The sequence below is a fragment of the Nocardioides potassii genome (assembly GCF_021648885.1).
In the GTDB taxonomy this organism is placed as follows: domain Bacteria; phylum Actinomycetota; class Actinomycetes; order Propionibacteriales; family Nocardioidaceae; genus Nocardioides; species Nocardioides potassii.
The window spans coordinates 43,988-68,693 of the sequence record NZ_JAKJHZ010000001.1; the positions used below are offsets into that span (position 1 = coordinate 43,988).

At 71.5% G+C, this 24,706-nt stretch carries 23 protein-coding genes and 1 tRNA gene; 10 read left to right on the forward strand and 14 right to left on the reverse strand.

The genetic code is table 11. The annotated features are described in order from the left end of the window. Positions 1–55 precede the first annotated feature (55 nt). Entirely contained in the window at positions 56–268 is a 213-nt protein-coding gene (locus L2K70_RS00210; protein ID WP_236397245.1) for a DUF6458 family protein, read from the forward strand. A gap of 106 nt (positions 269–374) precedes the next feature. After that, on the forward strand, positions 375–1,700 hold the full coding sequence (locus tag L2K70_RS00215; protein WP_236397248.1) for a FlgD immunoglobulin-like domain containing protein: 1,326 nt from the start codon (positions 375–377) through the stop codon (positions 1,698–1,700). Positions 1,701–1,704: 4 nt separating this feature from the next. On the opposite strand, the gene L2K70_RS00220 is transcribed toward L2K70_RS00215, so the two are convergent. The 5 genes from L2K70_RS00220 to L2K70_RS00240 form a co-directional block, all read right to left on the reverse strand. Next, positions 1,705–2,310 carry a response regulator transcription factor gene (locus tag L2K70_RS00220; RefSeq protein WP_236397251.1) on the reverse strand — a complete coding sequence of 202 codons (606 nt, stop codon included), beginning with the start codon at positions 2,308–2,310 and terminating at the stop codon, positions 1,705–1,707. After that, complete coding sequence (locus L2K70_RS21440) at positions 2,307–3,362, reverse strand: sensor histidine kinase (RefSeq protein ID WP_236397254.1); 1,056 nt, start codon at positions 3,360–3,362, stop codon at positions 2,307–2,309. The genes L2K70_RS00220 and L2K70_RS21440 overlap by 4 nt, the downstream gene beginning before the upstream one ends. Continuing rightward, entirely contained in the window at positions 3,359–4,153 is a 795-nt protein-coding gene (locus L2K70_RS00230; protein ID WP_236397256.1) for an ABC transporter permease, read from the reverse strand. Before L2K70_RS00230 ends, L2K70_RS21440 begins: the two co-directional genes overlap by 4 nt. Next, complete coding sequence (locus L2K70_RS00235; protein WP_236397259.1) at positions 4,150–5,040, reverse strand: ABC transporter ATP-binding protein; 891 nt, start codon at positions 5,038–5,040, stop codon at positions 4,150–4,152. The genes L2K70_RS00230 and L2K70_RS00235 overlap by 4 nt, the downstream gene beginning before the upstream one ends. 198 nt (positions 5,041–5,238) lie before the next feature. Next, positions 5,239–7,113, reverse strand: a complete 1,875-nt coding sequence (locus tag L2K70_RS00240; protein ID WP_236397261.1) for an acyl-CoA dehydrogenase — start codon at positions 7,111–7,113, stop codon at positions 5,239–5,241. Positions 7,114–7,372: 259 nt separating this feature from the next. Between L2K70_RS00240 and L2K70_RS00245 the strand changes: the two genes are divergently transcribed. Continuing rightward, positions 7,373–8,275, forward strand: a complete 903-nt coding sequence (locus L2K70_RS00245) for a sulfite exporter TauE/SafE family protein (RefSeq protein WP_236397264.1) — start codon at positions 7,373–7,375, stop codon at positions 8,273–8,275. Between the two features lie 119 nt (positions 8,276–8,394). After that, complete coding sequence (locus tag L2K70_RS00250; protein WP_236397267.1) at positions 8,395–8,853, forward strand: RrF2 family transcriptional regulator; 459 nt, start codon at positions 8,395–8,397, stop codon at positions 8,851–8,853. A gap of 104 nt (positions 8,854–8,957) precedes the next feature. Here L2K70_RS00250 and L2K70_RS00255 read toward each other — a convergent pair whose 3' ends face one another. The 6 genes from L2K70_RS00255 to L2K70_RS00280 form a co-directional block, all read right to left on the reverse strand. After that, positions 8,958–9,494, reverse strand: coding sequence for a hypothetical protein (locus L2K70_RS00255; RefSeq protein ID WP_236397269.1), 537 nt, complete (start codon positions 9,492–9,494; stop codon positions 8,958–8,960). Between the two features lie 69 nt (positions 9,495–9,563). Next, positions 9,564–10,196 carry a DUF2461 domain-containing protein gene (locus L2K70_RS00260; RefSeq protein ID WP_236397272.1) on the reverse strand — a complete coding sequence of 211 codons (633 nt, stop codon included), beginning with the start codon at positions 10,194–10,196 and terminating at the stop codon, positions 9,564–9,566. 1 nt (position 10,197) lies between these two features. After that, the gene (locus L2K70_RS00265; RefSeq protein WP_236397274.1) at positions 10,198–11,298 is read right to left on the reverse strand and encodes a hypothetical protein; all 1,101 of its coding nucleotides are present in this window, start codon (positions 11,296–11,298) and stop codon (positions 10,198–10,200) included. A 1-nt stretch (position 11,299) separates the two neighbouring features. Beyond that, complete coding sequence (locus L2K70_RS00270; RefSeq protein WP_236397277.1) at positions 11,300–12,535, reverse strand: C39 family peptidase; 1,236 nt, start codon at positions 12,533–12,535, stop codon at positions 11,300–11,302. A 218-nt stretch (positions 12,536–12,753) separates the two neighbouring features. Then, a tRNA-Gly gene (locus L2K70_RS00275) sits at positions 12,754–12,829 on the reverse strand. Between the two features lie 40 nt (positions 12,830–12,869). Further along, positions 12,870–13,631 carry an SGNH/GDSL hydrolase family protein gene (locus tag L2K70_RS00280; protein WP_236397280.1) on the reverse strand — a complete coding sequence of 254 codons (762 nt, stop codon included), beginning with the start codon at positions 13,629–13,631 and terminating at the stop codon, positions 12,870–12,872. A 76-nt stretch (positions 13,632–13,707) separates the two neighbouring features. On the opposite strand from L2K70_RS00280, the gene dcd reads away from it, so the two are divergent. The 6 genes from dcd to L2K70_RS00310 all read left to right on the forward strand — a co-directional run bounded on the left by dcd (position 13,708) and on the right by L2K70_RS00310 (position 19,331). Next, positions 13,708–14,283 carry a dCTP deaminase gene (dcd, locus tag L2K70_RS00285; protein ID WP_236397283.1) on the forward strand — a complete coding sequence of 192 codons (576 nt, stop codon included), beginning with the start codon at positions 13,708–13,710 and terminating at the stop codon, positions 14,281–14,283. 110 nt (positions 14,284–14,393) lie between these two features. Then, positions 14,394–15,446: an iron-siderophore ABC transporter substrate-binding protein gene (locus L2K70_RS00290; protein WP_236397285.1), complete on the forward strand. Its 1,053-nt coding sequence runs from the start codon at positions 14,394–14,396 to the stop codon at positions 15,444–15,446. Between the two features lie 21 nt (positions 15,447–15,467). Next, positions 15,468–16,493 (forward strand): FecCD family ABC transporter permease, encoded by a 1,026-nt coding sequence (locus L2K70_RS00295; RefSeq protein WP_236397288.1) that lies wholly within the window; start codon positions 15,468–15,470, stop codon positions 16,491–16,493. 5 nt (positions 16,494–16,498) lie between these two features. After that, positions 16,499–17,557, forward strand: a complete 1,059-nt coding sequence (locus L2K70_RS00300) for a FecCD family ABC transporter permease (protein ID WP_236397291.1) — start codon at positions 16,499–16,501, stop codon at positions 17,555–17,557. Further along, a complete protein-coding gene (locus L2K70_RS00305) occupies positions 17,554–18,387 on the forward strand; it encodes an ABC transporter ATP-binding protein (protein WP_236397294.1) in 834 nt (277 codons plus the stop codon). The genes L2K70_RS00300 and L2K70_RS00305 overlap by 4 nt, the downstream gene beginning before the upstream one ends. Then, entirely contained in the window at positions 18,384–19,331 is a 948-nt protein-coding gene (locus L2K70_RS00310) for a siderophore-interacting protein (protein WP_236397297.1), read from the forward strand. The genes L2K70_RS00305 and L2K70_RS00310 overlap by 4 nt, the downstream gene beginning before the upstream one ends. Before the next feature lie 131 nt (positions 19,332–19,462). Here the strand turns inward: L2K70_RS00310 and L2K70_RS00315 are convergent, their stop codons facing one another. The 3 genes from L2K70_RS00315 to L2K70_RS00325 form a co-directional block, all read right to left on the reverse strand. After that, positions 19,463–20,302, reverse strand: coding sequence for a DUF4097 family beta strand repeat-containing protein (locus tag L2K70_RS00315; RefSeq protein WP_236397300.1), 840 nt, complete (start codon positions 20,300–20,302; stop codon positions 19,463–19,465). A 125-nt stretch (positions 20,303–20,427) separates the two neighbouring features. Further along, positions 20,428–20,976, reverse strand: a complete 549-nt coding sequence (locus tag L2K70_RS00320) for a toxin-antitoxin system HicB family antitoxin (protein WP_236397303.1) — start codon at positions 20,974–20,976, stop codon at positions 20,428–20,430. A gap of 109 nt (positions 20,977–21,085) precedes the next feature. Continuing rightward, positions 21,086–24,607, reverse strand: a complete 3,522-nt coding sequence (locus L2K70_RS00325) for a (Fe-S)-binding protein (protein WP_236397306.1) — start codon at positions 24,605–24,607, stop codon at positions 21,086–21,088. Positions 24,608–24,706 lie beyond the last annotated feature (99 nt).

A 24,706-nucleotide genomic window follows, 5' to 3' on the forward strand; every position in this document is an offset into this window, starting at 1 on the left:
CGCTGGAAGGGATGGCCGGTCCCGAGCCGGCTGCGCCACCGACAAAGGAGTCGTCATGGGAATCGGTATCGGCATCCTGCTGCTCGTCATCGGCCTGATCCTGCTGTTCGCCATCAAGGACTTCCCGGCCTCCGTCCAGGACGTGGTCGACCCGCAGACGGTGGGCTGGATCCTCGTCATCGCCGGCGTCCTGGCCCTCGTGCTGGGCCTGGTCATGAACAACCAGCGCTCGAGGACCACCCACGTGGAGGAGCGCCGCGAGATGTGACCGTGGCACCGCAGGACGCGTGACGGGGCGCCGGCAACTTCCGGCGCCCCGTCTGCGTCTACGCTCTGCGCGGCACGCAGGGTGCCATCGTCCGCAAGGAGTGCTCGTGGTCTCCCGTCTCGCTCGTGTCGTCGTCGGCCTCGCCGTCGCCGCGCTGCCCGCGCTCGCCGCGCTGCCCGCGCTCGTCGCGCTGCCCGCCGACGCCGCGACTCCCGCTCGCTACACGATCCAGGGGCCGAGCCGGTTCTCGCCGAACGGTGACGGGGTGCAGGACACCGTCGCCTTCCGATACACGTTGCCCCAGCGCACCCACGTGCGCCTGACGATCGGCCCGGCACGCCACCGGACGGTCCAGCGCCGCGTCGACCTCGGGTGGCAGCCCGCGGGACGGCACACCTGGACCTGGAACGGCCGGAACCAGTCCGGCAAGGTCGTCATCGACCGCGCCTACGTCATCCAGCTCTTCGACGCCGACCCCGCTTCCGGCTCCCTCTCCTCCCGCGCCAGCGACAAGGTGCAGGTCGACACCCACTTCGACCCGACGCTGGCCGCTCCCACCTACGGCGCCGGCCCCGGAGTGCCCGCGCGCGTGTACCCGCGCACCACGGTCGTCCAGGACACCCTCCCGATCACGGCGAACGTCTGGGACAACAAGGTCGACGTCTTCGAGCTCGTGATCCGCAACTCCGCCGGTCGCGTCGTGCGTCGCGCGGACCTCGACGAGCGACGGATGGGCCCCAACGGTCCCTCGTTCGGCACGGGGCGGACCGTGGACTGGGCGGCCGTCCGCGGTGGCAGGCCCCTCCCGGCGGGCCGCTACACCGCGGTCGCCTCGGGTCGCGACCTCGCCGGCAACTCGGGACGGTCCGAGCCGCTGAGGATCTGGGTGTCCGACGACGAGCTCGGGTGGCAGGAGCGCACGGAGACGGTCACGCCGGTCGAGAGCGCGTACAGCGACCCGTGCCTGGGCAGCGGGTGCGGCGACTACGTGCCGTGCGGGTCGGTGGTGCCGAGCACCCTCTTCGCCGAGGGTCTCAGCTACCGCTCCGTCGACTGCACCGGGGAGTTCAGGTACCCCCTCGCCTCGCGGTCCCACCAGGTGCTCGTCCCCGACGCCACCGGTGTCCGAGGCGTCGCCGAGGCCAGGGTGGCGTTCACGGGTGCGCCGACCACCGCCGGTGAGGACGATGCCGGCGAGCTGGCGCTCGGGTCGTCGTCGGCGTCGCGGGCCGTCGTACGGGGCTCGACCGGTGGTGAGACGCCGTGGGTCACCCACCCCTCTGGTGGCGCGGGTCGCACGGTCTACGACGAGGACGGCGACGAGGTGGTCGTCCCGGCCGCGGTGACCTGGAGCTTCACGACGCGGGGTGCGGACTCCGTGGACGTGGACCGCTTCACCGTCACCTACCGCTTCCTGGCGCCCCAGCGCTGACCGCTCAGAGCCAGCCGCGGTCCTGAGCGATCCGCGCGGCCTCGCTGCGGGTCGTCGCGCCGGTCTTGCCGATCGCGGCGGACAGGTGGTTGCGCACCGTGCCCTCCGAGAGGTGCACCCGCGCCGCGATCGTCGCGACGGGTGAGCCGTCGAGGGCGTGCGTCAGCAGCTCGCGCTCGCGTCCGGTCAGCGGGCTCGGGCCGTCGATCAGCGACTCCGCGGCGAGGTCCGGGTCGATCACCCGCAGCCCGCTGTGCACCCGGCGTACGGCGTCGGCGAGCTGGCGCGCGGGCGTGTCCTTGACGACGAAGCCGGAGGCGCCGGCCTCGATCGCGCGCCGGACGTAGCCGGGCCGGCCGAACGTCGTCACGATCAGCGACCGCACGTCCGGCAGCTCGCGGCGCAGGGCGGCGGCCGCGTCGATGCCGGTGAGGCCGGGCATCTCGATGTCGAGCAGGCACACCTCGGCGGCGGACGCGCGCGCCGCCTCGACGACCTCGTCGCCGCGGCCGACCTGGGCGACCACCTCGAGGTCGGACTCGAGGTCGAGCAGCGCCGCCAGCGCGCCGCGCACCAGGGCCTGGTCGTCGGCCAGCAGCAGCCGGATCACGGGAGCGCCACCCGCACGCGTGTCCCCGGGGTGCCGGGGGAGACCTCGAGGGTGCCGCCGGCACCGCTCACCCGCTCGCGCATGCCGCGCAGGCCGTTGCCCTCCGGGCCGTCGCACCCGGCGCCGTCGTCGGTGACCGCGATCCCGTCGGGGCCGAGCTCGATGACGACGGACCGCGCCCGCGCGTGGCGTACGACGTTGGTGACCGACTCGCGCAGCACCCACGCCATCAGCGCACGGTGCCGCGGGTCGGTGTCGGCGACGTCGCCCACGACGGTGGCGGTGATCCCGGCGTCGGCGAGCACGCGCGGGGCGGCGGCCAGCTCGGCCTCGAGGTTGCCCGCCCGCAGCCCGCCGACGGTCGCGCGCACCTCGGCGAGCGCCTGCCGGGCGGTCGCCTGGATCGACTCGAGCTCCTCCTTGGCCCGCTCCGGGTCGAGGTCGACCAGGCGAGCGGCCAGCTCCGCCTTCACCGACAGCGCGGTCAGTGAGTGGCCGAGCACGTCGTGGACGTCACGGGCCACCCGCTCGCGCTCGGAGACCAGGGCGAACTCGCTGCGCGCGGCGTAGGCCACCTGCTCGCGCTCGCCGAACAGGCGCAGCATGACCCCGCCGAGGATGACCGGCCACAGCATCAGGAAGAAGTAGGTCGGGAAGCCGTCGATGTCGAGCAGCGACAGCATCGGCACCGCCGCCCAGAGGCCGACCGCCCACTTCCACGCGGGAGCGGGCAGCTCGAGCGCGGACAGGATCGCGACGTAGGGGGTGAACGAGATGACGTCGATGCCGATCACCGGCACGGTGGCCAGGGCGAGGGCGACCATCAGGCCGAGGCTCACCCACGTGCTCCGGCGGTGCGAGTAGCCCAGGACGTTGGCGACCGCGAACCCCGCTATGCACGTCAGGGTGAACGCCTTCGCGAGCGACGGGGCGTCGGCGTCGAGGGTGGCGGAGATCGGGAAGACGAGGAAGAAGAGCCAGATGGAGGCGAACGCCCACCCCCACTTCTCCCAGGGGTTGTCGGGCAGGGGGTGGTGCGCCGCCTGGCTCACGTCCGCGCCCGGCTGCGTCGTACGCCCCACATCGCCAGCAGGGAGAAGATCACCGTCCACGCGAGCACGTTAGCGACCGGCAGCCACAGCGGGTCGTGCCCGCCGACCGGGAGCCACCCGTCGGTGAGCGGGTAGCGGGCCAGCGAGGCGTAGCCGTAGAGCGGGGTGAGCCGGCCGATGTCGAGCATGATCCCGCTCATCGGCGTGAAGAGGCCGCCCAGGAACGCCATGATCACGATGAAGCCCGACGCGATGCCGGCGGCGTTGGCCCCGCGGAAGACCAGGCTGACGGCGAGGCCGTAGATCGCGAACAGGGCCGATCCGAGCCAGACGATCGCGGCGCCCAGCACCCAGTCGCTCCACGCGCCGCGGGCGCCGGTCAGTGCGCCGATGGCGAAGATCAGGGTGACCGGCATCGCCGCGACCACCATCGCCAGCGCGGCCTTGGCAGCGACGAAGCCGAGCGGTCGCATCGGGGTGAGCCCGAGCTGGCGGCCCCAGCCCATCACCTGCTCGGTCGCCGCGCTGCCGGCGATCCCCGTGGTGGCGGTGACCGCGCCGTAGCAGGCCATCGAGATCATGATGTACATCGCGACGTTGCCGCTGCCGACGCGGTCGTCGGAGCCGAGGCCGAACACGAGGTACATGAACGTCGGCAGCCCCACGATGAAGAACATCGCCATCCGATCCCGCAGCTGGCGGCGGAGGTCGAGGCGGGCGTAGGCCACCATGGCGGGGCGCGGAGCGGTGCGCCCGGACGGGACGGCCGAGGTGAGGGCGGTGGTGGTCATCGTGCGGCTCCGGTCAGGGCGTCGTCGTTGCTGGTCGTGCCGCTCTCGGCGGTCAGGGCGAGGAAGGCCGCCTCCAGGCTGGCAGCGGAGACCTCGAGGTCGCCCACGCCGAGCGGGGCGAGCGCCGCGCGCACCCGTGCCAGCCAGGCGGGGTCGATGCCGGCGGCCCCGACCACGTCTGCCGGCGGGCGGAAGGTGACGGTCCGACCGCCGTACGCCGCCCGCACGTCCGTGGTCGCGGCGTCGTGGACGATCCGTCCGTGGTTCATCAGGACCGTGCGCTCGGCGAACTCGTCGGCCTCGGCGAGGTAGTGGGTCGCGAACACGATCGTCCGGCCCAGTGCGGCGTCCTCGCGCATGGCCTGCCAGAACTCCTGGCGGGCGCCGACGTCCATGCCGGTGGTCGGCTCGTCGAGGATGACCAGATCGGGGTCGGGCACCAGCGCGAGCGCGAACTTCAGCCGCTGCTGCTCGCCTCCCGAGCACGCCTCGACCCGGCGACCGGCCAGGCCCGTCAACCGGGCGCGCTCGAGCACCACGTCGACGCGGTCCGGGCGTCCGTGGAGAGCGGCGATCGCCTGCACGGTCTCGGCGACGGTGAAGTCGTTGAGCAGCCCGCCGGTCTGCATGACGGCGGACACGCGCCCCAGCCGGACGGCCTCGGCGGGCGTGGCGCCGTACACCTCGATCGTGCCGGCGTCGGGCGACGTCAGGCCGAGCAGCATGTCGACGGTCGTGGTCTTGCCGGCGCCGTTGGGGCCGAGGAACGCGACGATCTCGCCGGGCTGGACGGTCAGATCGACATCGTCGACCGCGGTCACGCTCGAGCCGTCGGTCGTGCGGAACGACTTCCGCAGGCCGGTGGCATGGATGGCTGGTGTGCTCATGGCCCTGAGCATGTCGCCGTACGGCGCCAGGCTCCCCGTGGAGTTGTCACGACCTCCCCGTGACACCTGTCATCGAGACGTGCGGCCCGCTGGTTGAGGTGCGAGTGGAGCGAGCCTCGAAACCATACGTGAGACGCAGGTTTCGAGGCTCGTCGCTGGAGCTCCTCGCACCTCAACCAGCGAGGCGCGCTCGACCGATCAGAAGGCGGCCTCGTCGAGGTCCATCAGGTCGAGGTCGATGCCCTCGGCGATGGCACGCTCGGAGGAGATCTTCGGCAGGTTGTGCTGCGCGAAGAACTGCGCGGCCGCGACCTTGCCCTCGTAGAAGGCCTTGTCCTTCGCGGAGACCTCGCCGGCGAGCTTCTGCAGGGCCACGTCGGCCTGGCGCAGGAGCAGCCAGGCGCAGACCACGTCGCCGAGCACCATCAGCAGGCGCGAGGTGTTGAGGCCCACCTTGTAGATGTTGCGGACCTCGTCCTGCGACGACATCAGGTCGTTGATCATGTGCCCGACGATCGCGTTGGCGCCCTCGAGCGCGGTGGCGAGCAGCGCGCGCTCGTTCTTGAGGCGACCGTTGCCGGCCTCGGAGGCGATGAAGCCCTCGATCTCCTTCGCGAGGTGACCCAGCGCGCGGCCCTGGTCCTTGACGATCTTGCGGAAGAAGAAGTCCTGGCCCTGGATCGCGGTGGTGCCCTCGTAGAGGGTGTCGATCTTGGCGTCGCGGACGTACTGCTCGATCGGGTACTCCTGCAGGAAGCCCGAGCCGCCGAAGGTCTGGAGCGACTCGGTGCCCAGCAGCACCCACGAGCGCTCGGAGCCGTAGCCCTTCACGATCGGCAGCAGCAGGTCGTTGACGGCGGCGGCGAGGCGGGCCTCGTCGGAGCCGGCGGTGCCGGCGTGCTCGGCCAGCATGACCTGGTCCTGCCAGGTGGCGGTGTAGAGGACGAGCGCGCGCATCGCCTCGGCGAACGACTTCTGCGTCATCAGCGAGCGACGTACGTCGGGGTGGTGGGTGATCGTGACCCGCGGGGCCGTCTTGTCCGCGGCCTGCGTGAGGTCGGCGCCCTGGACGCGCTCCTTCGCGAACTCGAGGGCGTTGAGGTAGCCGGTCGAGAGGGTGGCGATGGCCTTGGTGCCGACCATCATCCGCGCGTTCTCGATGACCTGGAACATCTGCGCGATGCCGTCGTGGACCTCGCCGAGCAGCCAGCCCTTCGCGGGCTCGCCGCCACCGACGGACGAGTCGCCGAAGGTGAGCTCGCAGGTGTTGGACACTTTGATGCCCATCTTGTGCTCGACGTTGGTGACGTAGACGCCGTTGCGCTCGCCCGTCAGCTCACCGGTCTCGTGGTCGAAGTGGATCTTCGGGACGATGAAGAGCGACAGGCCCTTCGTGCCGGGGCCGCCGGCGCCCTCGACGCCGACCGGGCGGGCCAGCACGAGGTGGATGATGTTGTCGCAGAGGTCGGACTCGGCCGAGGTGATGAAGCGCTTGACGCCCTCGATGTTCCACGAGCCGTCGTCGTTGGGGGTGGCCTTGGTGCGGCCGGCGCCGACGTCGGAGCCGGCGTCCGGCTCGGTGAGCACCATCGAGGTGTTCCAGCCGTTGTCGACGATGTGCTGGGCGATGCGCTTGTCGCGCTCGTTGCCGTTGCGGTGGACCACGCCGGCGAACGCGGGGCCGGCGCCGTACATCCACACCGGGGCGTTGGCGCCGAGCACCATCTCGCCGATCGCCCAGATCAGCGACGACGGGGCGGGCGTGCCGCCGAGGTCCTCGTTGATCTGCAGGCGCCAGAACTCGGCGTCGGCCCACGCCTGGTAGCTCTTCTTGAACGACTCGGGCAGCGGCGCCGTGTTGGTCTTCGGGTCGAAGACGGGCGGGTTGCGGTCACTGTCGACGTAGGACGCGGCGAGGTCCTCGCGGGCGAGGCGGTCCACCTCCGCGAGCACCTCGCGGGCGGTCTCACCGTCGACCTCGCCGAACGGCCCGGTGCCGAGCACGTCGTCGCGGCCGAGCACCTCGAAGAGGTTGAACTCGATGTCGCGGAGGTTGGTCTTGTAGTGGCTCACGTGCGTTCCACCTGTCCGTGTGCGAGGGGTCTGCGGTCAGTGCTACCGATCAGTTTACTGGTCGGTAACAAGATGATGCCTCGCGGGCTCGTCGCGCGCAACACGAACGGTGGATGTCACCGGTCACGCCGCCCCGGGCGGCAGGGCGCGCCGGACGGGAGCGCGGGTTTGCCTATCACGCCCACTATCTCTACTGTTTCACCTGACAAACCTCAGACACTCGACTCATCGCGTTGACCCCAGTGGAAGGTGCCTGCACGTGCGCAAGCTCATCGTTCTCGGCTTCGTGGGCCTCGTCGCCCAGCTGATCGACGGATCCCTGGGCATGGCCTACGGCGTGACGTCCTCGACCCTCCTGCTCGCTGCCGGCGTCGCCCCGGCCGCGGCCTCGGCCGCCGTCCACTTCTCCGAGATCGGCACGTCGCTGGTCTCCGGTGCCTCGCACCACAAGTTCGGCAACGTCGACTGGCGCACCGTGTCGATCCTGGCCCTGCCGGGCTTCATCGGCGCCTTCATCGGCGCGACGCTGCTGTCCAACATGGACGCCGCCGTCGCCAAGCCCGTCGTCGCCGTGATCCTGCTGAGCCTCGGCTTCTACGTCGTCTACCGCTTCCTCAAGCTGGGCGGCGCCCGCCCGACCTTCAAGGGCCACCCGTCCGCGTTCTTCCTGGCCCCCATGGGCCTCGTCGCTGGCACGCTGGACGCCGTCGGTGGCGGCGGCTGGGGACCGGTCGGCACCACCTCGCTGCTGTCGAGCGGTCGCCTCGAGCCCCGCAAGGTCGTCGGGTCGATCGACACCTCCGAGTTCGTCGTCGCCGTCGGCGCCTCGCTCGGCTTCATCTTCGGCCTCGGCTCCCAGGGCATCAACTGGGGCTACGCCGTCGCGCTGCTCGCCGGTGGCGTGGTCGCCGCCCCGATCGCCGCCTGGCTGGTCAAGCACCTCGCGGCCCGCGTCCTCGGCGTCGCCGCCGGTGGCCTGATCATCCTCACCAACTCCAAGACGCTCCTCGAGGCCTTCGGCGTCCCGGGCGTCGGCGTCGCCACCGCCGCTGCGGTGATCTTCGTCCTCTGGGTCTCGGGCATCGTCTGGGCCGTCAAGCAGGAGCGCCGCGCGAAGTCCGAGGCTGCCGACGAGCGCGAGCTCGAGGCCGCTCCGGCCTGACGCACGCCGTCGTACGCCGCCACGTCCGCAGCGCGCGGGAGGGGCGGCGTACGGACACGTCCGGAGCAGACGGGGCCAAGCACCACTGTCTCTGCCGACATATCTGACAAACTGCACCTATGCGCGTCTCCGCCAAAGCCGACTACGCCCTCCGGGCCCTGATCGAGATCGCGGTGCGCACCGACGGCACGGCCGTCAGCGCCGAGCAGCTCGGCAAGGCCCAGGGCATCCCCCACGGCTTCCTCCAGGCGATCCTCGCCGACCTCCGACGTGCTGACGTCGTCGTGTCGCAGCGCGGCCAGTCGGGCGGGTGGCGCTTCGCGCGCGACCCCGGCACGGTCAGCGTGGCCGACGTCATCCGGGCTGTCGACGGCCCGCTCGTCTCGGTCTACGGCCTGCGGCCCGAGGCCGTGGAGTACGACGACTCGGCGCAGGTGCTCCAGCGCGTGTGGATCGCCGCCCGCAGCTCGCTGCGCTCGGTGTTCGAGCAGGTGACCATCCAGGACCTCGCCGACGGCAGCCTGCCCACCACGGTCGACGCGCTCACCCAGGACGAGGACGCCTGGCAGCCCCACTGAGCCACACCGCTGGTCGAGGAGGTCGCGCAGCGACCGTCGCGAGACCCGCTCGATCCGTGGTCTCGTGACAGGCGCCAGGGCGCCTTCGTCGACCAGCGAGAGGGTCAGGCGGCCAGCCGCCGGTTGACCTGCTTGCGGCGCCGGGCGACCTTGGCCAGCCGCTTGTCGAGGCGGGCTTCCTCCTCCATCAGCGCGATCCTCGCCACCTGGGCCGCGAGCTGCTCGTCGCCGAGGTTGTCGGGCAGCACGTGCACCCGGTCGGGCTTGACCAGGGACACCCACGCGGCCGGCGGCTGTGCCGCGAAGCCGCTCGTCACCACCAGGACCACCTTGAAGCCGGCGAGCCCGTCGAGGGCGAGCGCGGCCTGCTCGGAGGTGGCGTCGAAGAACGCCGGGACGCTCGCGAACACGTCGGCCTTCGCCTTCCATGCCCTGCGGCACACCTTCGCCCACGCTCCCTCGACCTCCTTGCGGCTCATCCCGGCGGCCCTGTGGGCGCGGGTGATCTCGATGCCGGCGAGGTCGAGCACCTCGGCGTCGACGTCCGGGGTGGCGACCCGGCCGAGGCGCAGGTCCTCGCGCATCTCGTCGAGGTCGACGGTGTCGGGACCGAGGTGGAGCAGGAACAGTCGCTTGGCCATGGCGCCAGCCTCGTCGGGGCGTACGACGACTGCGTGAACGCGAGCCGTCGAGGGCCAGAACAGTGCTGGTCAGTCGGTCGGGACGGCGCGCAGCCAGCTGACGAGCGGGCGCAGCGTCTTCCAGTCCGAGCGGACCCGGTCGACCAGGCTCGCGTCGATGGCGTCGGCCTCGAAGCCGTAGGACTTGTTGGCGATCAGCTGCCTGCAGCGCAGCAGCTCGATGCGGGGGTGGTTCGCGTCGTAGCCGCGCGGCGAGGTCTTGAGCCGGTCGCCGCCGATCTCGAAGCCGTCCTTCTCGAGTCGCCTCAGCACCCGCTCGAGCGCCGTGCCGGACTTCTCGTCGGCCATCGCCTCGCGGATCGCGGACAGTCGCGGCCCGTCGGCGTCGTAGAAGCCACCGCCGACCCGGGTGCCGCGCGCGGAGATCTCGACGTACCACCCGGTCGACGGGCCGGCGCCGACGTACGCGCCCTGGTGGGTCTTGTAGGGCGTCTTGTCCTTGGCGAAGCGGACGTCGCGGTAGGGGCGGAACACCTTGGCGGGACCGAACTCCGGCTCGAGCTCGGCGACCAGCGCCTTCATCGGCGCCTCGACCGAGTCCTTCCAGACCTGCTTGTTGGCCTCCCAGAACGACTTGGAGTTGTCCATCTCGAGGTCGTCGTAGAAGTCCAGCGCCGCGACGGGGAATCCGGTGAAGCTCACGTCAGGTGACGGTAGCCCACACCATCTCGTCGCCCTCCTCGCCGTACGACGACAGGGTGAGCACCCCGCCGCCGCAGGCCGGTTCGCCGAGGAAGGCGTTGCCGACCGAGCGAGACTCGTAGGCGACCTCCAGCGTGTGGTCCGGGGTCCAGCGCATCAGCCGTGCGGGCTCGTCAGGGCCCTGCGGGTCGCGGACGAAGAACACCGAGTCGCCGCAGGGGAGCGCGGTGCCGGTGGTGCCCGGACCGAGGTCGAAGTACTCGCCGCCGGCCGACGCGCGGAAGACGGCCTCCTCCTGTCGGCGCGGCCTGGGCACCTCCGACCACACGACGCCGTCGGCAGTGGCGGCGACGTCCCAGCCGGTGCACTCGGTCGGACCGTCGATCGGCCGCGGCACGCCGGCCTCGAGGATGTTGAGCGTCCGGCAGGCGGGGCGGCCGTCGTCGAACGTCATCATGCCGACGCCGTGCTCGCTCGCCGTGAGGTTGGAGAAGCCGGTCCGGAGCGGGGCGCACCAGCCGTCCTCGCCGTTGCTGTCGGCGAGAGCGCTGGTCGCGAGGCAGTAGGCGCCGCCGTCGCCGTAGGTCGGGTAGTAGAGGTCGCCGCCGGTGAGCGCCCAGGAACCACCGCTCGCGGCGACGGGGGAGACGACGTCATGCTCCTCGCCAGTGGCGAGGTCGATCGCCACCACCTTGCTGGGCGCGGTCTCCGCCGTGTCCTGCGTGACCACCACGGCCCAGTCCTCGCTCATCAGCAGCTCGGAGATCGTGCGGCCCGCCCCCGCGGTGACCTCGATGCACTCCTCGACCTCGTCCTCACCCCCGGTGGCGGTGCGGTCGGACACGCAGGCGGCGGACTGGTCGTCCGGGACGATGCCCGTCCACCGCTCGCCGATGACGGCGCGGCTCGCGGCTCCGTAGCCGGTGGCGTTCCAGTCGAGCAGCGCCTCCCTGGGCTCGACCGTCGCCGGGTCGTCGAGCGTCCCGCCGGCGGGTGCGCTCGACGGCTCCGGCGTCGCCGGGTCGTCGGTCGGTGCGTCGGTCCCGGTGCAGCCCGTCAGCACGACCAGGAGCGCCAGCGTGGTCGTCGTACGCCCGTGCACGTCAGACGCCGATGTTGTGCTGGAAGTGGTCGAGGTTGGCCCGGTAGGACTTGTAGGCGTTGCGCCACTGCACGCGCTCGATCGCCGGCTCGCTGGGGTCGAACCGTGACTGGTCCCACGGCTCGAAGTAGCCGATCTTCCGGTTGCCGTCCGGGTCCTGGTCGAAGCCGCGGCCGACCTGGAAGTGCCCGCTCGCGTCGTCGTCGAGGTAGGGGTAGTACTGCTTGAGGAGCACCGGGTGGAGGATCACCGGCGCGCGGTAGTCGGTGATGTGGCGCATCATCACGCGGTACCACTGCTTGAACGTGAAGTCGCTGATGTCGAGCACGACGTAGGGTCCGGCGGCGGTCTCCTCGTCGTAGTCGGTCTTGTTGTTGGCGACCCGCACCATGTCGGAGATCGCGGTGCCGGCGGAGGTGGTGCCGAGGCGACGCGCCCAGTAGGCCTGCGTCTTCCGCTGTCCCTGCGAGCTCCAGCCGATCGCCTGCATCGTGGCGGGGCCGCACCACCAGGTCTGGTGCTGCGCCTTCGCGACCTTGCTGGTGAGGATCTTGTCCTTCGTGGGGTACGACGCGCCGTACCCGCCGCGGGCGTCGATCCCCGAGCCGGTGGTCACCTCGGGGTGGTCCTCGGCGAAGTCCTCGGGAAGCGCGACCCCCTGGACCTCGTGGCGCAGCATCCAGACCTTCCCGACCGACTGCGCTGCCATCGTGAGCTCGGCGCGCTCGGCCTCCTCCCGCTCCGCGTCGCTGCGGGCCATGGCCCGACCCAGTACGCCGTCCGCGTCGAGGTCGCCGGTCCGCTCGGCCCGCCGGCCGAAGACCGGCGGGCTCTCCAGCCGGGCGGTCAGGGTCTCGCGCGACTGGTTGGTCCAGCCGAAGCCGAGGCAGTAGCGCTGGCCGTCGAAGGTCGCGCACCGGACCGCCGCGCGCGCCGCCGCCGTACGTCCCTGAGCCAGCCGCGCAACTGCGCCGGCGGCGACGACCCGCTCGATCTCGGCGCGCATCTCGGTCGTCACCCTGCCGCGGCCCGCGGTTCCGGCGCGCGGGGCCGACTCGGCTGCCGGCGTGATGGCGTCCCGCTCCTCGTCGCCGTCCGGGAGCAGCGGGACGGCGCCGAGGGTCAGCGCGAGGACAGCCGCGGCGATCGTGGCGGGGTGCCGCCAGAGCGGACGCGACGTGTCGTCGGCAGCGATGCGATGGGCGAGGCGTTGGGCGAGCGGGCGGAGCACGGGCATGGGGGAAGGGCCTTCGATCCGAGAACACGGACGCCCCACTGTCCCCTCTGGTCACATCCTTCGCAAGTGCCCCATCGACGATTGCAGGTGACCGGGCACTTCGTGCCCGTCCTGGACATCGACTGGGCACTTCCTGGACCTTGCGGAGGGCGGACGGGCAGGAACTGCCCGGTCGGCGCCGGAGACGGGCAGGAAGTGCCCGGTCAGGTGATCTGGACTGGAGCGGATGACGAGACTCGAACTCGCGACATCGACCTTGGGAAGGTCGCGCTCTACCAACTGAGCTACATCCGCATGCCGTACGACGACGGCTGGCCGAACGATACCGGACCGCTCAGCGCACCTCGGACAGACCGGGTCGCTTGGCGGAGACGGTGTCCCCGGAGGAGCGGCCGGTGACCCGGCGGTGGACCCAAGGGACGAGGAACTCGCGGGTCCACTGGGCGTTGGCCGCCCAGGTCTCCCGGCGTCCGAGGACGGGCAGCGGGTCGAGCTCGACGGGCGGGATGGTGTGCGTGACGCCGAGGGCGTCGAGCACGGCTCGGGCGATGTAGGTGTGGCCGAAGGAGTTGAGGTGCATCCGGTCGGCGTCCATCGCGGCGGCGATCTCGACGTCGCGCATCCGCCACATGTCGACGAGGGTCACGCCGTGGCGGTCGGCGATCTCGCGGACCCACTCGTTGAAGATCGCCATCCGGCCGCGGACGGGTCCGTAGATGCCACCGGCGCCCGGGTCGTAGACCGTGAACATCACGACCCACGCGCCCGTCGCGACCAGGCGCGCGACCGCGGCGTCGTACGTCGCTGCGATCGCGTCGATGTCGACGCGCGGGCGGAGCACGTCGTTGCCGCCGCCGTGGATCGTGATGAGGTCGGGCTCGAGCGCGATGGCCGCGTCGACCTGCTCGGCGACGATCGGGCCGAGCTTGCGGCCGCGGATCGCGAGGTTGGCGTAGCCGAAGTCGTCGGTCCGGGTGGCGAGAACCTCGGCGACGCGGTCGGCCCAGCCGCGCAGGCCGTTGGGGCGTGACGGGTCGGGGTCGCCGACCCCCTCGGTGAACGAGTCGCCGATGGCGACGTAGCGGTGGAAGGTCACCGGGACATTCTGCAAGAGGTCTCGTGACGCGACTTCGTCGCTCCTCGACCAACGGCGCGGGCGCTAGGTTGGCCGCGTGCTGCTCTCAGACCGCGACATCATCGCCGAGATCGACGCCGGCCGGATCGCGCTGGACCCGTGGGACCCGCAGATGCTGCAGCCGTCCAGCATCGACGTACGCCTCGACCGGTTCTTCCGCGTCTTCGAGAACCACCGCTACCCCCACATCGACCCGGCGGCCGACCAGTCCGAGCTCACCCGCGAGGTCGAGCCGGAGGGCGACGAGCCGTTCATCCTGCACCCCGGCGAGTTCGTCCTGGGCTCGACCTACGAGGTGGTGAGCCTGCCCGACGACGTCGCCGCGCGCGTCGAGGGCAAGTCCTCGCTCGGCCGGCTCGGCCTGCTCACCCACGCGACCGCCGGCTTCGTCGACCCCGGCTTCTCCGGCCATGTCACCCTCGAGCTGGCCAACGTCGCGACGCTGCCCATCAAGCTCTACCCGGGCATGAAGATCGGCCAGTTCTGCTTCTTCCGGCTCTCCTCGCCGAGCGAGCACCCCTACGGCTCCGAGAAGTACGGCTCGCGCTACCAGGGCCAGCGCGGCCCGACGCCGAGCCGGTCCTTCCAGAACTTCCACCGCACGGAGATCTGACGCCGATCCGGTCCCGCATCGTGGATTAGGGCACACCCGCGTTGCGTTAATGCCGGCGCTCATGGTTAGGCTGACCTTAGTTAGGTCATCCTCACCTCGATGGAGCATTGATGAAGCGCACGCTCGCCGCGACCACCATGACCGGCCTGCTGGTCGCCGCGGCCCTCACCGGCTGCAGCACCGGCTCGACCACCGCGGACACGGCCGCCGAGCCGACGGCCACCACGCAGGTCGAGTCCGACGCCTTCCCGGTGACGATCGAGCACGCCCTGGGGGAGACCACGATCGAGGAGGAGCCCACCCGTGTCGTCGCCGTGGGCTACGCGGAGGCCGACTACCCGCTGTCGCTCGGCGTCGTGCCGGTCGGCGCGGACAAGATCGAGTACGCCGGCAACGCCAATGGCTCGTCCGACTGGTTCGACGAGGCGCTGGCCGACATCGACGGCGCGGAGCAGCCGACCCGCTTCAGCACCACCGACGGCGTGCCGGTCGATGAGATCGTCAAGCTCCAGCCCGACCTGGTGACCGCGACGCAGTCCGGCATGACGCAGGAGGAGTACGACAAGCTCACCGAGGCGGGCATCCCCGTCGTCGCCTACCCCAACGCGCCCTACAACACCACGTGGCAGGAGTCGCTGGAGATGGTCGGCGAGGCACTCGGCCGCAGTGACGTGGCCGACGAGCTGAAGGCCGAGACCGAGCAGGTCATCGCCGACACCGCTGCGAAGTACCCCCAGCTCGAGGGCAAGACCTTCACCTTCGCCGGACCCAACGCCGACCCGTCGTCGTTCTACGTCTACACCAAGATGGACAACCGCCCGCGCCTGCTCGCCGAGCTCGGCATGGTCAACTCGCCGTTCGTCGAGGAGCGCAGCGAGCCCGGCCAGTTCCTCTTCAACATCTCCGCCGAGCGCACCGAGCAGCTCGACGCCGACGTGTTCCTGACCTACGCCACCTCCGAGGACAACGTGCAGGAGCTCGCCGACGACCCGCTGTTCCAGCAGATCCCGGCCGTGGCCGACAACCGCTGGTACGCCACCGTCGAGCTGACCGAGGCCATCGGGCTCTCCGCGCCGTCCCCGCTCTCGATCCCGGTCGGCATGGAGCGCTACATCCCCCAGGTCGCCGCGGCCGTCGACGGCGACGGCTCCACCCCGTCCTGATCCGACAGCGCTGACCCGACGATGACGACCACCGCCACGCAGCAGCTGGGGCGACCGGCCCGGCCGAGGAGCACCTCCGCGGCCGGACCGGTGACGGCGTACGCCGTCCTGCTCGGGCTGCTGGTGGTCGCCGTCGCCGCGTCGGTGCTGATCGGCTCGCGGCTCGTCGCGCCGACCGCGCTGCTGGAGGCCGGCGCGGACCGCACAGTGCTCGAGGTCCGGGCGGTCCGCACGGTCCTGGGTGTGCTGGTCGGCGTTGCGCTCGGGCTGGCCGGCGCGTGCATGCAGGGCCTGACCCGCAACCCGCTCGCCGACCCGGGCATCCTCGGCGTCAACTCCGGCGCCGCCCTCGCGATCGTTCTCGGCATCGCCTACCTCGGGGTCGGCAGCATGACCGCGTACGTCGTCCTCGCGCTCGTCGGCGCCGCGCTCGCCTCGCTCGCCGTGCACGCGATCGCGGGGATCGGCCGCGACGGCGCCACCCCGGCCAAGCTCACCGTCGCCGGCGCTGCGTTTGCCGCCGCCGCGAGCAGCTGGACGGTCGCCGTGCAGCTGGTCGACCAGACGACACTCGACGTGATGCGGCGCTGGCAGGTGGGCTCGATCGGCGGCCGGTCGTGGGACCTGGTCGTCTCGCTCGCGCCCGTCTTCGCGGCCGGGACCGTCCTCGCGCTGGTCCTGAGCCGCACCCTCAACGCCCTCGCGCTGGGCGACGAGATGGCCGCCGGCCTCGGTCGGCACACGACGCGCGACCGGCTGCTCGTCGGCCTGGCGATCGTCCTGCTCGCCGGCACGGCGACGGCCGCGGCCGGGCCGATCGCCTTCGTCGGCCTGATCGTGCCCCACCTCGTCCGCACCCGGACGGGCTCCGACCACCGCCACCTGCTGCCGCTGAGCGCGGGGTACGGCGCCGTGCTGGTGCTGCTGGCCGACACCGTCGGACGGGTCGTCCTGCCGCCGTCGGAGGTCCAGGTCGGCATCATGACCGCGGTCGTGGGTGTCCCCTTCTTCCTGCTCCTCGTGCGACGCGGACGGATGGGCCTCTAGTGACGATGACTTCCACGCGGGCAACCACTGCACTGCCGGACGAGCCCGAGGTCCGCCCTGACCTCCGCGCCGCGACCAGGCGACCGCGGCGCCGTCGCCGCCTCGTGATCAGCGGGCTCGCCCTCGCGCTCCTGGCCGCCTTCGCGGTCCGCGTGCTGCTCGGCGACTACACCTTCACCGTCCCGGACTTCTTCCGGATCCTGTTCGGCGAGCAGCTGCCGGTCTCGACCTTCATCCTGATGGAGAGCAAGCTGCCACGAGCGGTGCTCGCGGTGCTCGTCGGCCTCGCGCTCGGCTCGGCCGGGTCGCTCTTCCAGGCCCTCCTGCGCAACCCGCTGGCCAGTCCCGACATCGTGGGCGTGAGCCTGGGCGCCAGTGCCGCCGGGATCTTCGCCCTGCTGACGCTGGGCCTGCGCGACGGTGCGGTGTCGGCGTTCGCCGTCGTCGGAGCGGTCGTGGTCTCGGCCGTCGTGCGATGGGTCGCCGGCACCACCGGCGGCTACCGCCTGGTGCTGGTCGGCGTCGGGGTAGCCGCGGCGATGACGTCGGTCATCCAGTACCTCCTCGCTCGCTCCAGCACGTGGGACGTCCAGCTCGCCCTGCGCTGGCTGGTCGGCAGCCTCAACAACGTCCCGTGGTCGACGATCGGCCTGCTCGCGACCTGCCTCGCGGTGCTGCTGCCGACCCTCGCCGTGCTGTCGCGCTCGCTCGGAGCACTCGAGCTCGGCCCGGAGGCCGCCGCAGGGCTCGGAGTCGGACGGCACCGTACCGACGCGCTCCTGCTCGTCGGTGTGCTGCTCACCGCGGTCGCGGTCGCGGCCGCCGGGCCGGTGGCCTTCGTCGCCTTCATGTCCGGCCCGATCGCGCGCGCGCTGCTGGGCGGACGGCACAGCCTGCTCGCCGGTGCGCTCGTCGGGGCGGTCCTGATGCTGCTCGCCGACCACGTCGCGGCGTACCTCGTCCCCGATGTCGTGCTCCCCGTCGGCATCGTCACCGGAGCGGTCGGCGGGCCGTTCCTGCTCTGGCTACTGGCGCGCGGCGCCGCGACCGGGAGGACCGGATGACCCACTCGAGCAGGTTGCAGACCCGGGAGCTGACCCTCGGCTACGCCGACCGTCAGGTCGTCCACGAGGTCAGCGTCGAGATCCCCGACGGCAAGGTGACCGTCGTCGTCGGGCCCAACGCGTGCGGCAAGTCCACGCTGCTCAAGGGCCTGGCCCGGCTCGTACGACCCCGGGGCGGCGTCGTGCTGCTCGACGGCGAGGCGATCCACCGCCGGCCGACGAAGGAGGTGGCCAAGGTGCTGGGCCTCCTGCCGCAGAACCCCGTCGCGCCCGAGGGGGTCGTCGTCGCCGACCTCGTCGGTCGCGGCCGGCACCCGCACCAGGGCGTCTTCACGCGATGGACCGCCGAGGACCGCGCCGCCGTCGAGGAGGCGATGGTCCTCACCGACACCTACGAGCTCGCCGACCGTGCGGTCGACGAGCTGTCCGGAGGCCAGCGGCAGCGCGTCTGGATCGCGATGGCGCTCGCGCAGGGCACCGACCTGCTGCTGCTCGACGAGCCCACGACCTACCTCGACGTCGCGCACCAGGTCGAGATGCTCGACCTGCTGGTCGAGCTCAACGCCCGGCGCGGCACCACGATCGTGATGGTGCTCCACGACCTCAACCTCTCGGCTCGCTACGCCGACCACCTCGTCGCCCTCCACGCGGGCCGCATCGTGGCCGAGGGAACTCCGGCCGAGGTGGTCACCGAGGACGTCGTACGCACCGTCTTCGGCCTCGACAACCGCGTCATCGAGGACCCCGTCTCGCACACCCCGCTCGTGGTGCCCGTCGGCCGCCACGTCCCCGCCCGCCCCGCCCGTCTCGACCACCAGGAGCTCCGATGACCGTCACCGCGTCCCACCAGACCGGCCTCCCCATGCTGTTCACCGACGTCGAGGTGGTCTCGGTCGAGCGGCTCTCGCCGTCGTTCGCCCGCATCGAGCTCGGCAGCCCCGCGCTCGCCGAGTTCGGCGTCGACGGCCCGCGGTGGGACCAGCGGATCAAGCTCGTCTTCCCCGACCCCGTCACCGGCGGCATCACCACGACGGAGGGCGCCGACGAGACGTGGCTGTCCAGGTGGTTCGAACGGCCCGCGACCGAGCGTGGACACATGCGGACCTACACGATCCGCGACGTGCGCGGCACCGGTGAGCGGACGACCTTCGTGGTCGACATGGTGCTGCACCTCGAGGGCGACCTCGTCGGGCCGGGGTCGACGTGGGCCTCGCGGGCCACGGTGGGCGACCGGATCGTGCTGATGGCGCCGCGGCGCGGGTTCCCCTACGGAGGGATCGAGTTCACGCCGGCCCCCGGCGCCGACCTGCTGCTGGTGGGTGACGAGACCGCCGTCCCGGCGGTCTGCACCGTGCTCGAGCAGCTGCCCGACGACGCCCGCGGTGCGGTGTTCCTCGAGGTGCCGCACGCCGGTGACGTCCAGGACGTACGTCGTCCCGCCGGCGTCTCCATCTCCTGGCTCGCGCGGGAGGACTCACCGCTCGGGCAGCCGCTGCACGACGCGGTGGTCGCGCACCTCGGCATACCCGATGCGGAGGTCGACGTGGCGGCCGACGAGGTCGACCCCGACCTGTGGGAGACGCCGTACTACTCCTCGTCCGGCGAGGAGGTGCCCGGTGACGTCGCCGTGGTCGGCGGCACGTACGCCTGGATCGCCGGGGAGTCGAAGGTCGTGACGGGCCTGCGGCGGCACCTGGTCAACGAGCTCGGCTTCGACCGCCGGCAGGTCGCCTTCATGGGCTACTGGCGCCGTGGCGTCGCGATGAAGTCCTGACGTCCGGTTCAGCGGCGCTTGGGTGCGCGGGGCGAGTAGCGCACGCGCTCGGCGATGCGGTGGCGGGCGATGAGCTCGATGTCGGTGAGTGAGTCGTACATGGCCGTGCTCCTTCCTGGGGGTCGTGTGGATCAGTTCTGGCTCTGGTGGAGGGTGACGTCGCCGGAGGCGGTCGTGGCGCGGACCTCGAGGAAGGGCTGACCCTCCGCGGGCTCGCCGGTCGAGGGGAGCGAGGACGAGAGCCGGCCGCTCGATGTGCGGACGTCGGTCCACACCGGCGTACCGCCCACGACACCGATGCTCACGTCGCCGCTCGCGGTCTTGGCGGTGATCCGTCCCGAGGAGGACCGGCCGATCGAGAGGTCGCCCGAGCCGGCCGTGAAGACGACATCGCCCAGCGCCTCGGCGACCTCGGCGTCGCCCGACCCGGTCTTGATGGCCAGCTCGCCGACGACGCGCTCGATGCGGACGTCGCCGGACCCGGTGGTGATGAGGACGTCGGAGTCGGCGCGCCCGATCTGGATGTCGCCGGACCCGGTCTTCACCCGGGTGTCACCAGCGAGGTTCTCGGCGACGAGGTCGCCCGAGCCGCACTGGACCGCCGTGTCGCCGTCGACGACGTCGAGCGTGATGTCCCCGGAGCCGGAGTCGACGCGGGTGTCGTCGAACCGGCCGTGCGTGACGACGTCGCTGCTGCCGACCTTCACGCTGAGGCCGCTCGCGACCGGGACCTCGACGACGATCTCGGCCTTGCTGTCCTTGCCGAAGATGCCGCCGCTGCGGTGCGGCGCGATGATCGCGATGCGGTCCCCTAGGTAGCGCACGTCGAACTCCTCCGCGCGGTCGCCGGTGATGCGCACCGTCGTCTGCGTCGTGTCGGTCGCGGTCACGTCGACGAGGCCACGGCCGTTCTCGACGTGCAGGACGACCGGCTCGGGGGTGTCGAAGGTGTGGTCGATCGAGGTGTGCATGGTCTCTCCAGCTCTGGATGGTGGGATCGGTGACCGGGTCGAGGGTGTGCTCGCCCGCCGGGCCGGCGAGGTGCCGGTCCGCTGGTGCGGTGGGTCGGGCCGTCAGCCGTGACGGCGTGGGTGGGTCAGAGCCAGCCGGTCATCCGGCGGTTGTTGCCCTGGCCCTTGCGGTTGGCGGCGAAGGGGTCGTAACCCACGAAGGGCACGCTGCTGAGGTCGATGTCGACGTTGATGGCGTGCTCGTTGGTCGCGCTGCGCACGATGCCGACCAGCCACGTGTTGAGGCTCTGGCCGGCCGCTGCGGCCTTCTCCTCGGCCCGTGCCTTGACGGCCTCGGGGATGCGCAGCGTCACACGGGCCAGGTCGCCGTCCTCCTCGTCGGTCGGCGCGGGCGGCGCCGGCGGAGGAGGGGGTGCGGGCAGCTCGACCCGTGGCGCGACCTCGACGACGAAGTCGAGCTCACGCCCGCTGAGCCGTACGTCGACGCTGCCGTCGGGCAGCTCGGCGGTGATCTCGGCCGCGGCGTGGGAGATCGCCTCCATCAGCGCGAGCCGGGCGCTGGGGTCGAGCGCGAACGCCAGCCGCTCCGCCGCCTGCTTGAGGTCGTCGCTCCCCGCCTGGGCCGCGGCCACCAGGTCGCGGCGCAGGGTCTCGACGTAGGGGGTGATGTCCATGTGCACCACTCTGACATCACTATGACGTCATGTCAACAGCAGAGTGACGTCACTCGATGTCACAATTGGTGTCGTGTGACGTCACACCCCTAGGGAATGCCTGACAAGGTCAGAGGTCGAACAGCGAGCCCGAGCTGCTGATGTCGACGTCCGTGCGCGGGGCGGGGCTGTCGCCCGCTGTCGACGCTGGCCTGGCGGTGGGCTTCTCCCCGGCGTCCGTTGCGGGGTCCGCCTTCGCGGCGGCCTCGACTTCGGTGTCGGCTTCGTCGTCGGCCTCGTCGTCGGCCTCGTCGTCGGCCTCGTCGTCGGCCTGGTCGTCGGCGTCGAGGATGGTGTCCGGGTCGTCCGCCTCGTCCGTCGCTCCCTCGTCGGGGTCGGTGAACAGGGCAGCGCGGCTGAGGTCCGCCCCGCTCGGCGGCGCGGTGGCGGATGAGTCGCTGGGAGACTCGACCTCCTCGGCGGGCTCGGCTCCGGACTCACTCGGCGTTGAGTCGCTGGGAGACTCGACCTCCTCGGCGGGCTCGGCCTCGGGCTCGGTCGGCGTTGAGTCGTTGGGAGACTCAGCGGCGACCGCGGGTGCCTGGATGTCGAACAGCGACCCGCCGCTGGAGAGGTCGACGTCGGTCGCGGGGGTCGACGTCGCACCGCTCGACGCCGCAGCGTGTGACGACTCGGTCGTCGGGGCAGCCGGTTCGTCACTCGTCCCGGCCTCGCTGGGAGCTGAGTCGCTGGGAGACTCAACGGCCAGTGCGGGCTCGGGGGTCGCCTCGGGGGTCGCCTCGGAGGCCGCCGGCACCGGGTCGGGTGCCGCGATGTCGAAGAGCGAGCCCCCGCCGCCGAGGTCGGCGGCGGGCTCCGCGGGTGGCTCGGCGGCCGCGGTCTCGTGCTCGGCCGAGGGGGCCGGTGCGGAGGGCGCGGCGGGCGCGGGCTCGGGCGTCCCCAGGTCGAAGAGCGACCCACCGGCGCCGAGGTCCGCCTGCGCGGGCTTCGGTTCAGCGGCCTCGGCAGGAGCAGGCGTCTCACCCTGCGCCGCCGCGGGAGCGGGGGCAGGGTCGGCGTCGGAGCCGCCCACGTCGAAGAGCGACCCGCCGGCGCCGAGGTCGGTGGAGGCGGGCGCCGAGTCGGAGGACGCCGCGGCGGGAGTCGGCTCGGCCCCAGGTGCGGGCGTGTCGAAGAGCGACCCGCCGGCGTCGGACGACGGGGCCTGCTCCTCGGGTGCGGGCGTGTCGAAGAGCGACCCGCCGGCGTCGGACGACGGGGCCTGCTCCTCGGGCGCGGGCGTGTCGAAGAGCGACGTACCGCCGGAGGCCTTGGCGGCAGGACCGGCGTCGGCCGTCTCGGTGACGGTGTCGTCGGTGACCGTCACGTCGCCGGCCTCGGGCTCGTCCTTCGTCGCGACGTCGGTCCCGGAGGACGCGGCCGGAGCGGGGGCGGCTGCGCGAGCGGACGAGGGCGCGGCCTTGGTCGCCTGCTCACCCTTCACCGATGCGAGCAGCATCTGCGCGACGTCGAGGACCTCGACCTCCTCTCGGGCCTCGCCGGCCGCCTGCTGCGCGGTGAGGCCGTCGGAGAGCATCACCCGGCAGAAGGGGCAGCCGACGGCGATCTGGTCGGCACCGGTGCCGACGGCCTCGCGGGTGCGGTTCATGTTGATCCGCTCGCCGAGGTTCTCCTCCATCCACATCCGGGCACCGCCGGCGCCGCAGCAGAAGGACCGCTCGGAGTTGCGCTCCATCTCGACGAACTCGGCGCCGGGGAGGATCTCGAGCAGCTCGCGCGGCGGCGAGTAGACCTGGTTGTGGCGGCCGAGGTAGCACGGGTCGTGGTAGGTGATCGACCGCTTGGCCGCGCCCGCGCCGTCCTTGACCGGCGTCAGCTTTCCCTCGCGCACGAGGCGGTTGAGCAGCTGCGTGTGGTGCACGACCTCGAGCTCGATGCCGAAGTCCTTGTACTCGTTCTTCAGCGTGTTGAAGCAGTGGGCGCAGGTCGAGACGACCTTCTTGACCTTGTACTCCTTGAAGGTCTCGACGTTCTGCTGGGCGAGTCCCTGGAAGACGAACTCGTTGCCGGCGCGCCGGGCCGGGTCACCGGTGCAGGTCTCGCCGTTGCCGAGGACGCCGAAGGAGATGCCGGCCATGTCCAGCAGCTCGGCGACCGCGCGGGTGGTCTTCTTCGCGCGGTCCTCGTACGCGCCCGCGCACCCGACCCAGAACAGCCAGTCGACCGACTCGAGGGACTCCAGGTCCTCCCCGACGACCGGCACATCGAAGTCCAGGCCCTTCGCCCAGTCCATGCGGGCCGAGGCCGACATGTTCCACGGGTTGCCCTTGTTCTCCAGGCCCTTGAAGAGCTGGTTGAGCTCGGCGGGGAAGTTCGACTCGACGAGCAGCTGGTAGCGCCGCATGTCCATGATGTGGTCGACGTGCTCGATGTCGACGGGGCACTGCTGGACGCAGGCGCCGCACGAGGTGCAGCTCCACAGGACGTCCTCGTCGATGACGAAGTCGCCGTCGGCCGGGTTGTAGAAGTAGTCGAGGACGTCCGTGCCGCTGCCGGCCGACTCGCCCTTGGACCCGGCGCCCACGAGCTCGCGCGAGGCGTGCGACTCGTCACCGTCGTGCTTGAGGTAGGTGTGGTCGCGCAGCGAGGTGATGAGCAGCTTGGGCGACAGCGGCTTCTCGGTGTTCCACGCCGGGCACTGCGACTGGCAGCGGCCGCACTCGGTGCAGGTCGTGAAGTCGAGGATCCCCTTCCACGAGAAGTCCTCGGCCTTGCCGACGCCGAGCACCGACTCCTCGTCGAGGTCGTCGATGTCGTCGAGGGTGATCGGCTTGCCGGCCGACGTCAGCGGCTTCATCGCGCCCAGCGCCGTACGGCCGTCGGGCTCGCGCTTGAAGTAGATGTTGAACCACGCGGTGAACCGGTGCCACGCGATGCCCATGGTGATGTTGCGCGCGATCACCATCAGCCAGATCATCGCCAGCGCGATCTTGAAGGCCGCGATCGCGTAGATCGTGTTCTCGAGGGTCGAGGCGTCGTTGGAGTAGAAGGCGTCACCGATCCACGACGCGATCGGGTAGTGGCTGCGTCCGGCGTCCTCGTCGAGCTTCCACTCGGCGGCGCGGACGAAGAGGATCGCGGAGCCCTCGAGGAGGGCGAGCGCCTCCACGAAGTAGGCCTGCCAGAAGGTCGAGCCGAAGAACCGGCTCCGGCGCCCCTCGGACCGCGGGTGGTGCTTCTGGCGGTAGACGATGAGGTAGGCGATGCCGATCGTGCTGAGCAGGCCGATGAGCTCGCTGAACCACTCGTAGGGGTACCAGTGGCCGACGAGCGGCCAGGCGAACGACGGCGAGAACAGCTGGAAGTACGCCGCCAGCACGGCCGTGCTGAGGAAGAGGAACGCCGCGTAGACGAACCAGTGCATGATGCCGACCCAGTGCCACTGGAGCATCCGGGTGTGGAGGAACGTCTCCTTGAGCATCGTGACGGCGCGCCCCGACGGGTTCTCGCCCCGGCTCGCATCGGGCTGGCCGCTGCGGATCACGCCCAGCATGCGTCGTACGGCCGGCACCAGCATCGCGACGGCGGCGACGGTGAGGGCGAACGAGACGACGATCGCGAACATCTGCATGAAGGGCTGCTCCTCGGATCGGGCGTACTGAGCCGGAGCATAGGACCGACTCAGGGCCGACGGCAGGGCCGTCCGGGTGACGCTGAGCCTACCCGCAGG

What these genes read in the sequence shown, in the direction of transcription:
- L2K70_RS00210 (WP_236397245.1), top strand. Translation starts at nt 56, where the DNA reads ATGGGAATCGGTATCGGCATCCTGCTGCTCGTCATCGGCCTGATCCTG.
- L2K70_RS00230 (WP_236397256.1), bottom strand. Translation starts at nt 4,153, where the DNA reads ATGACCACCACCGCCCTCACCTCGGCCGTCCCGTCCGGGCGCACCGCT.
- L2K70_RS00235 (WP_236397259.1), bottom strand. Translation starts at nt 5,040, where the DNA reads ATGAGCACACCAGCCATCCATGCCACCGGCCTGCGGAAGTCGTTCCGC.
- L2K70_RS00250 (WP_236397267.1), top strand. Translation starts at nt 8,395, where the DNA reads ATGCGCGTCTCCGCCAAAGCCGACTACGCCCTCCGGGCCCTGATCGAG.
- L2K70_RS00255 (WP_236397269.1), bottom strand. Translation starts at nt 9,494, where the DNA reads ATGGCCAAGCGACTGTTCCTGCTCCACCTCGGTCCCGACACCGTCGAC.
- L2K70_RS00270 (WP_236397277.1), bottom strand. Translation starts at nt 12,535, where the DNA reads ATGCCCGTGCTCCGCCCGCTCGCCCAACGCCTCGCCCATCGCATCGCT.
- L2K70_RS00290 (WP_236397285.1), top strand. Translation starts at nt 14,394, where the DNA reads ATGAAGCGCACGCTCGCCGCGACCACCATGACCGGCCTGCTGGTCGCC.
- L2K70_RS00295 (WP_236397288.1), top strand. Translation starts at nt 15,468, where the DNA reads ATGACGACCACCGCCACGCAGCAGCTGGGGCGACCGGCCCGGCCGAGG.
- L2K70_RS00300 (WP_236397291.1), top strand. Translation starts at nt 16,499, where the DNA reads ATGACTTCCACGCGGGCAACCACTGCACTGCCGGACGAGCCCGAGGTC.
- L2K70_RS00305 (WP_236397294.1), top strand. Translation starts at nt 17,554, where the DNA reads ATGACCCACTCGAGCAGGTTGCAGACCCGGGAGCTGACCCTCGGCTAC.
- L2K70_RS00310 (WP_236397297.1), top strand. Translation starts at nt 18,384, where the DNA reads ATGACCGTCACCGCGTCCCACCAGACCGGCCTCCCCATGCTGTTCACC.
- L2K70_RS00315 (WP_236397300.1), bottom strand. Translation starts at nt 20,302, where the DNA reads ATGCACACCTCGATCGACCACACCTTCGACACCCCCGAGCCGGTCGTC.
- L2K70_RS00320 (WP_236397303.1), bottom strand. Translation starts at nt 20,976, where the DNA reads ATGGACATCACCCCCTACGTCGAGACCCTGCGCCGCGACCTGGTGGCC.
- L2K70_RS00325 (WP_236397306.1), bottom strand. Translation starts at nt 24,607, where the DNA reads ATGCAGATGTTCGCGATCGTCGTCTCGTTCGCCCTCACCGTCGCCGCC.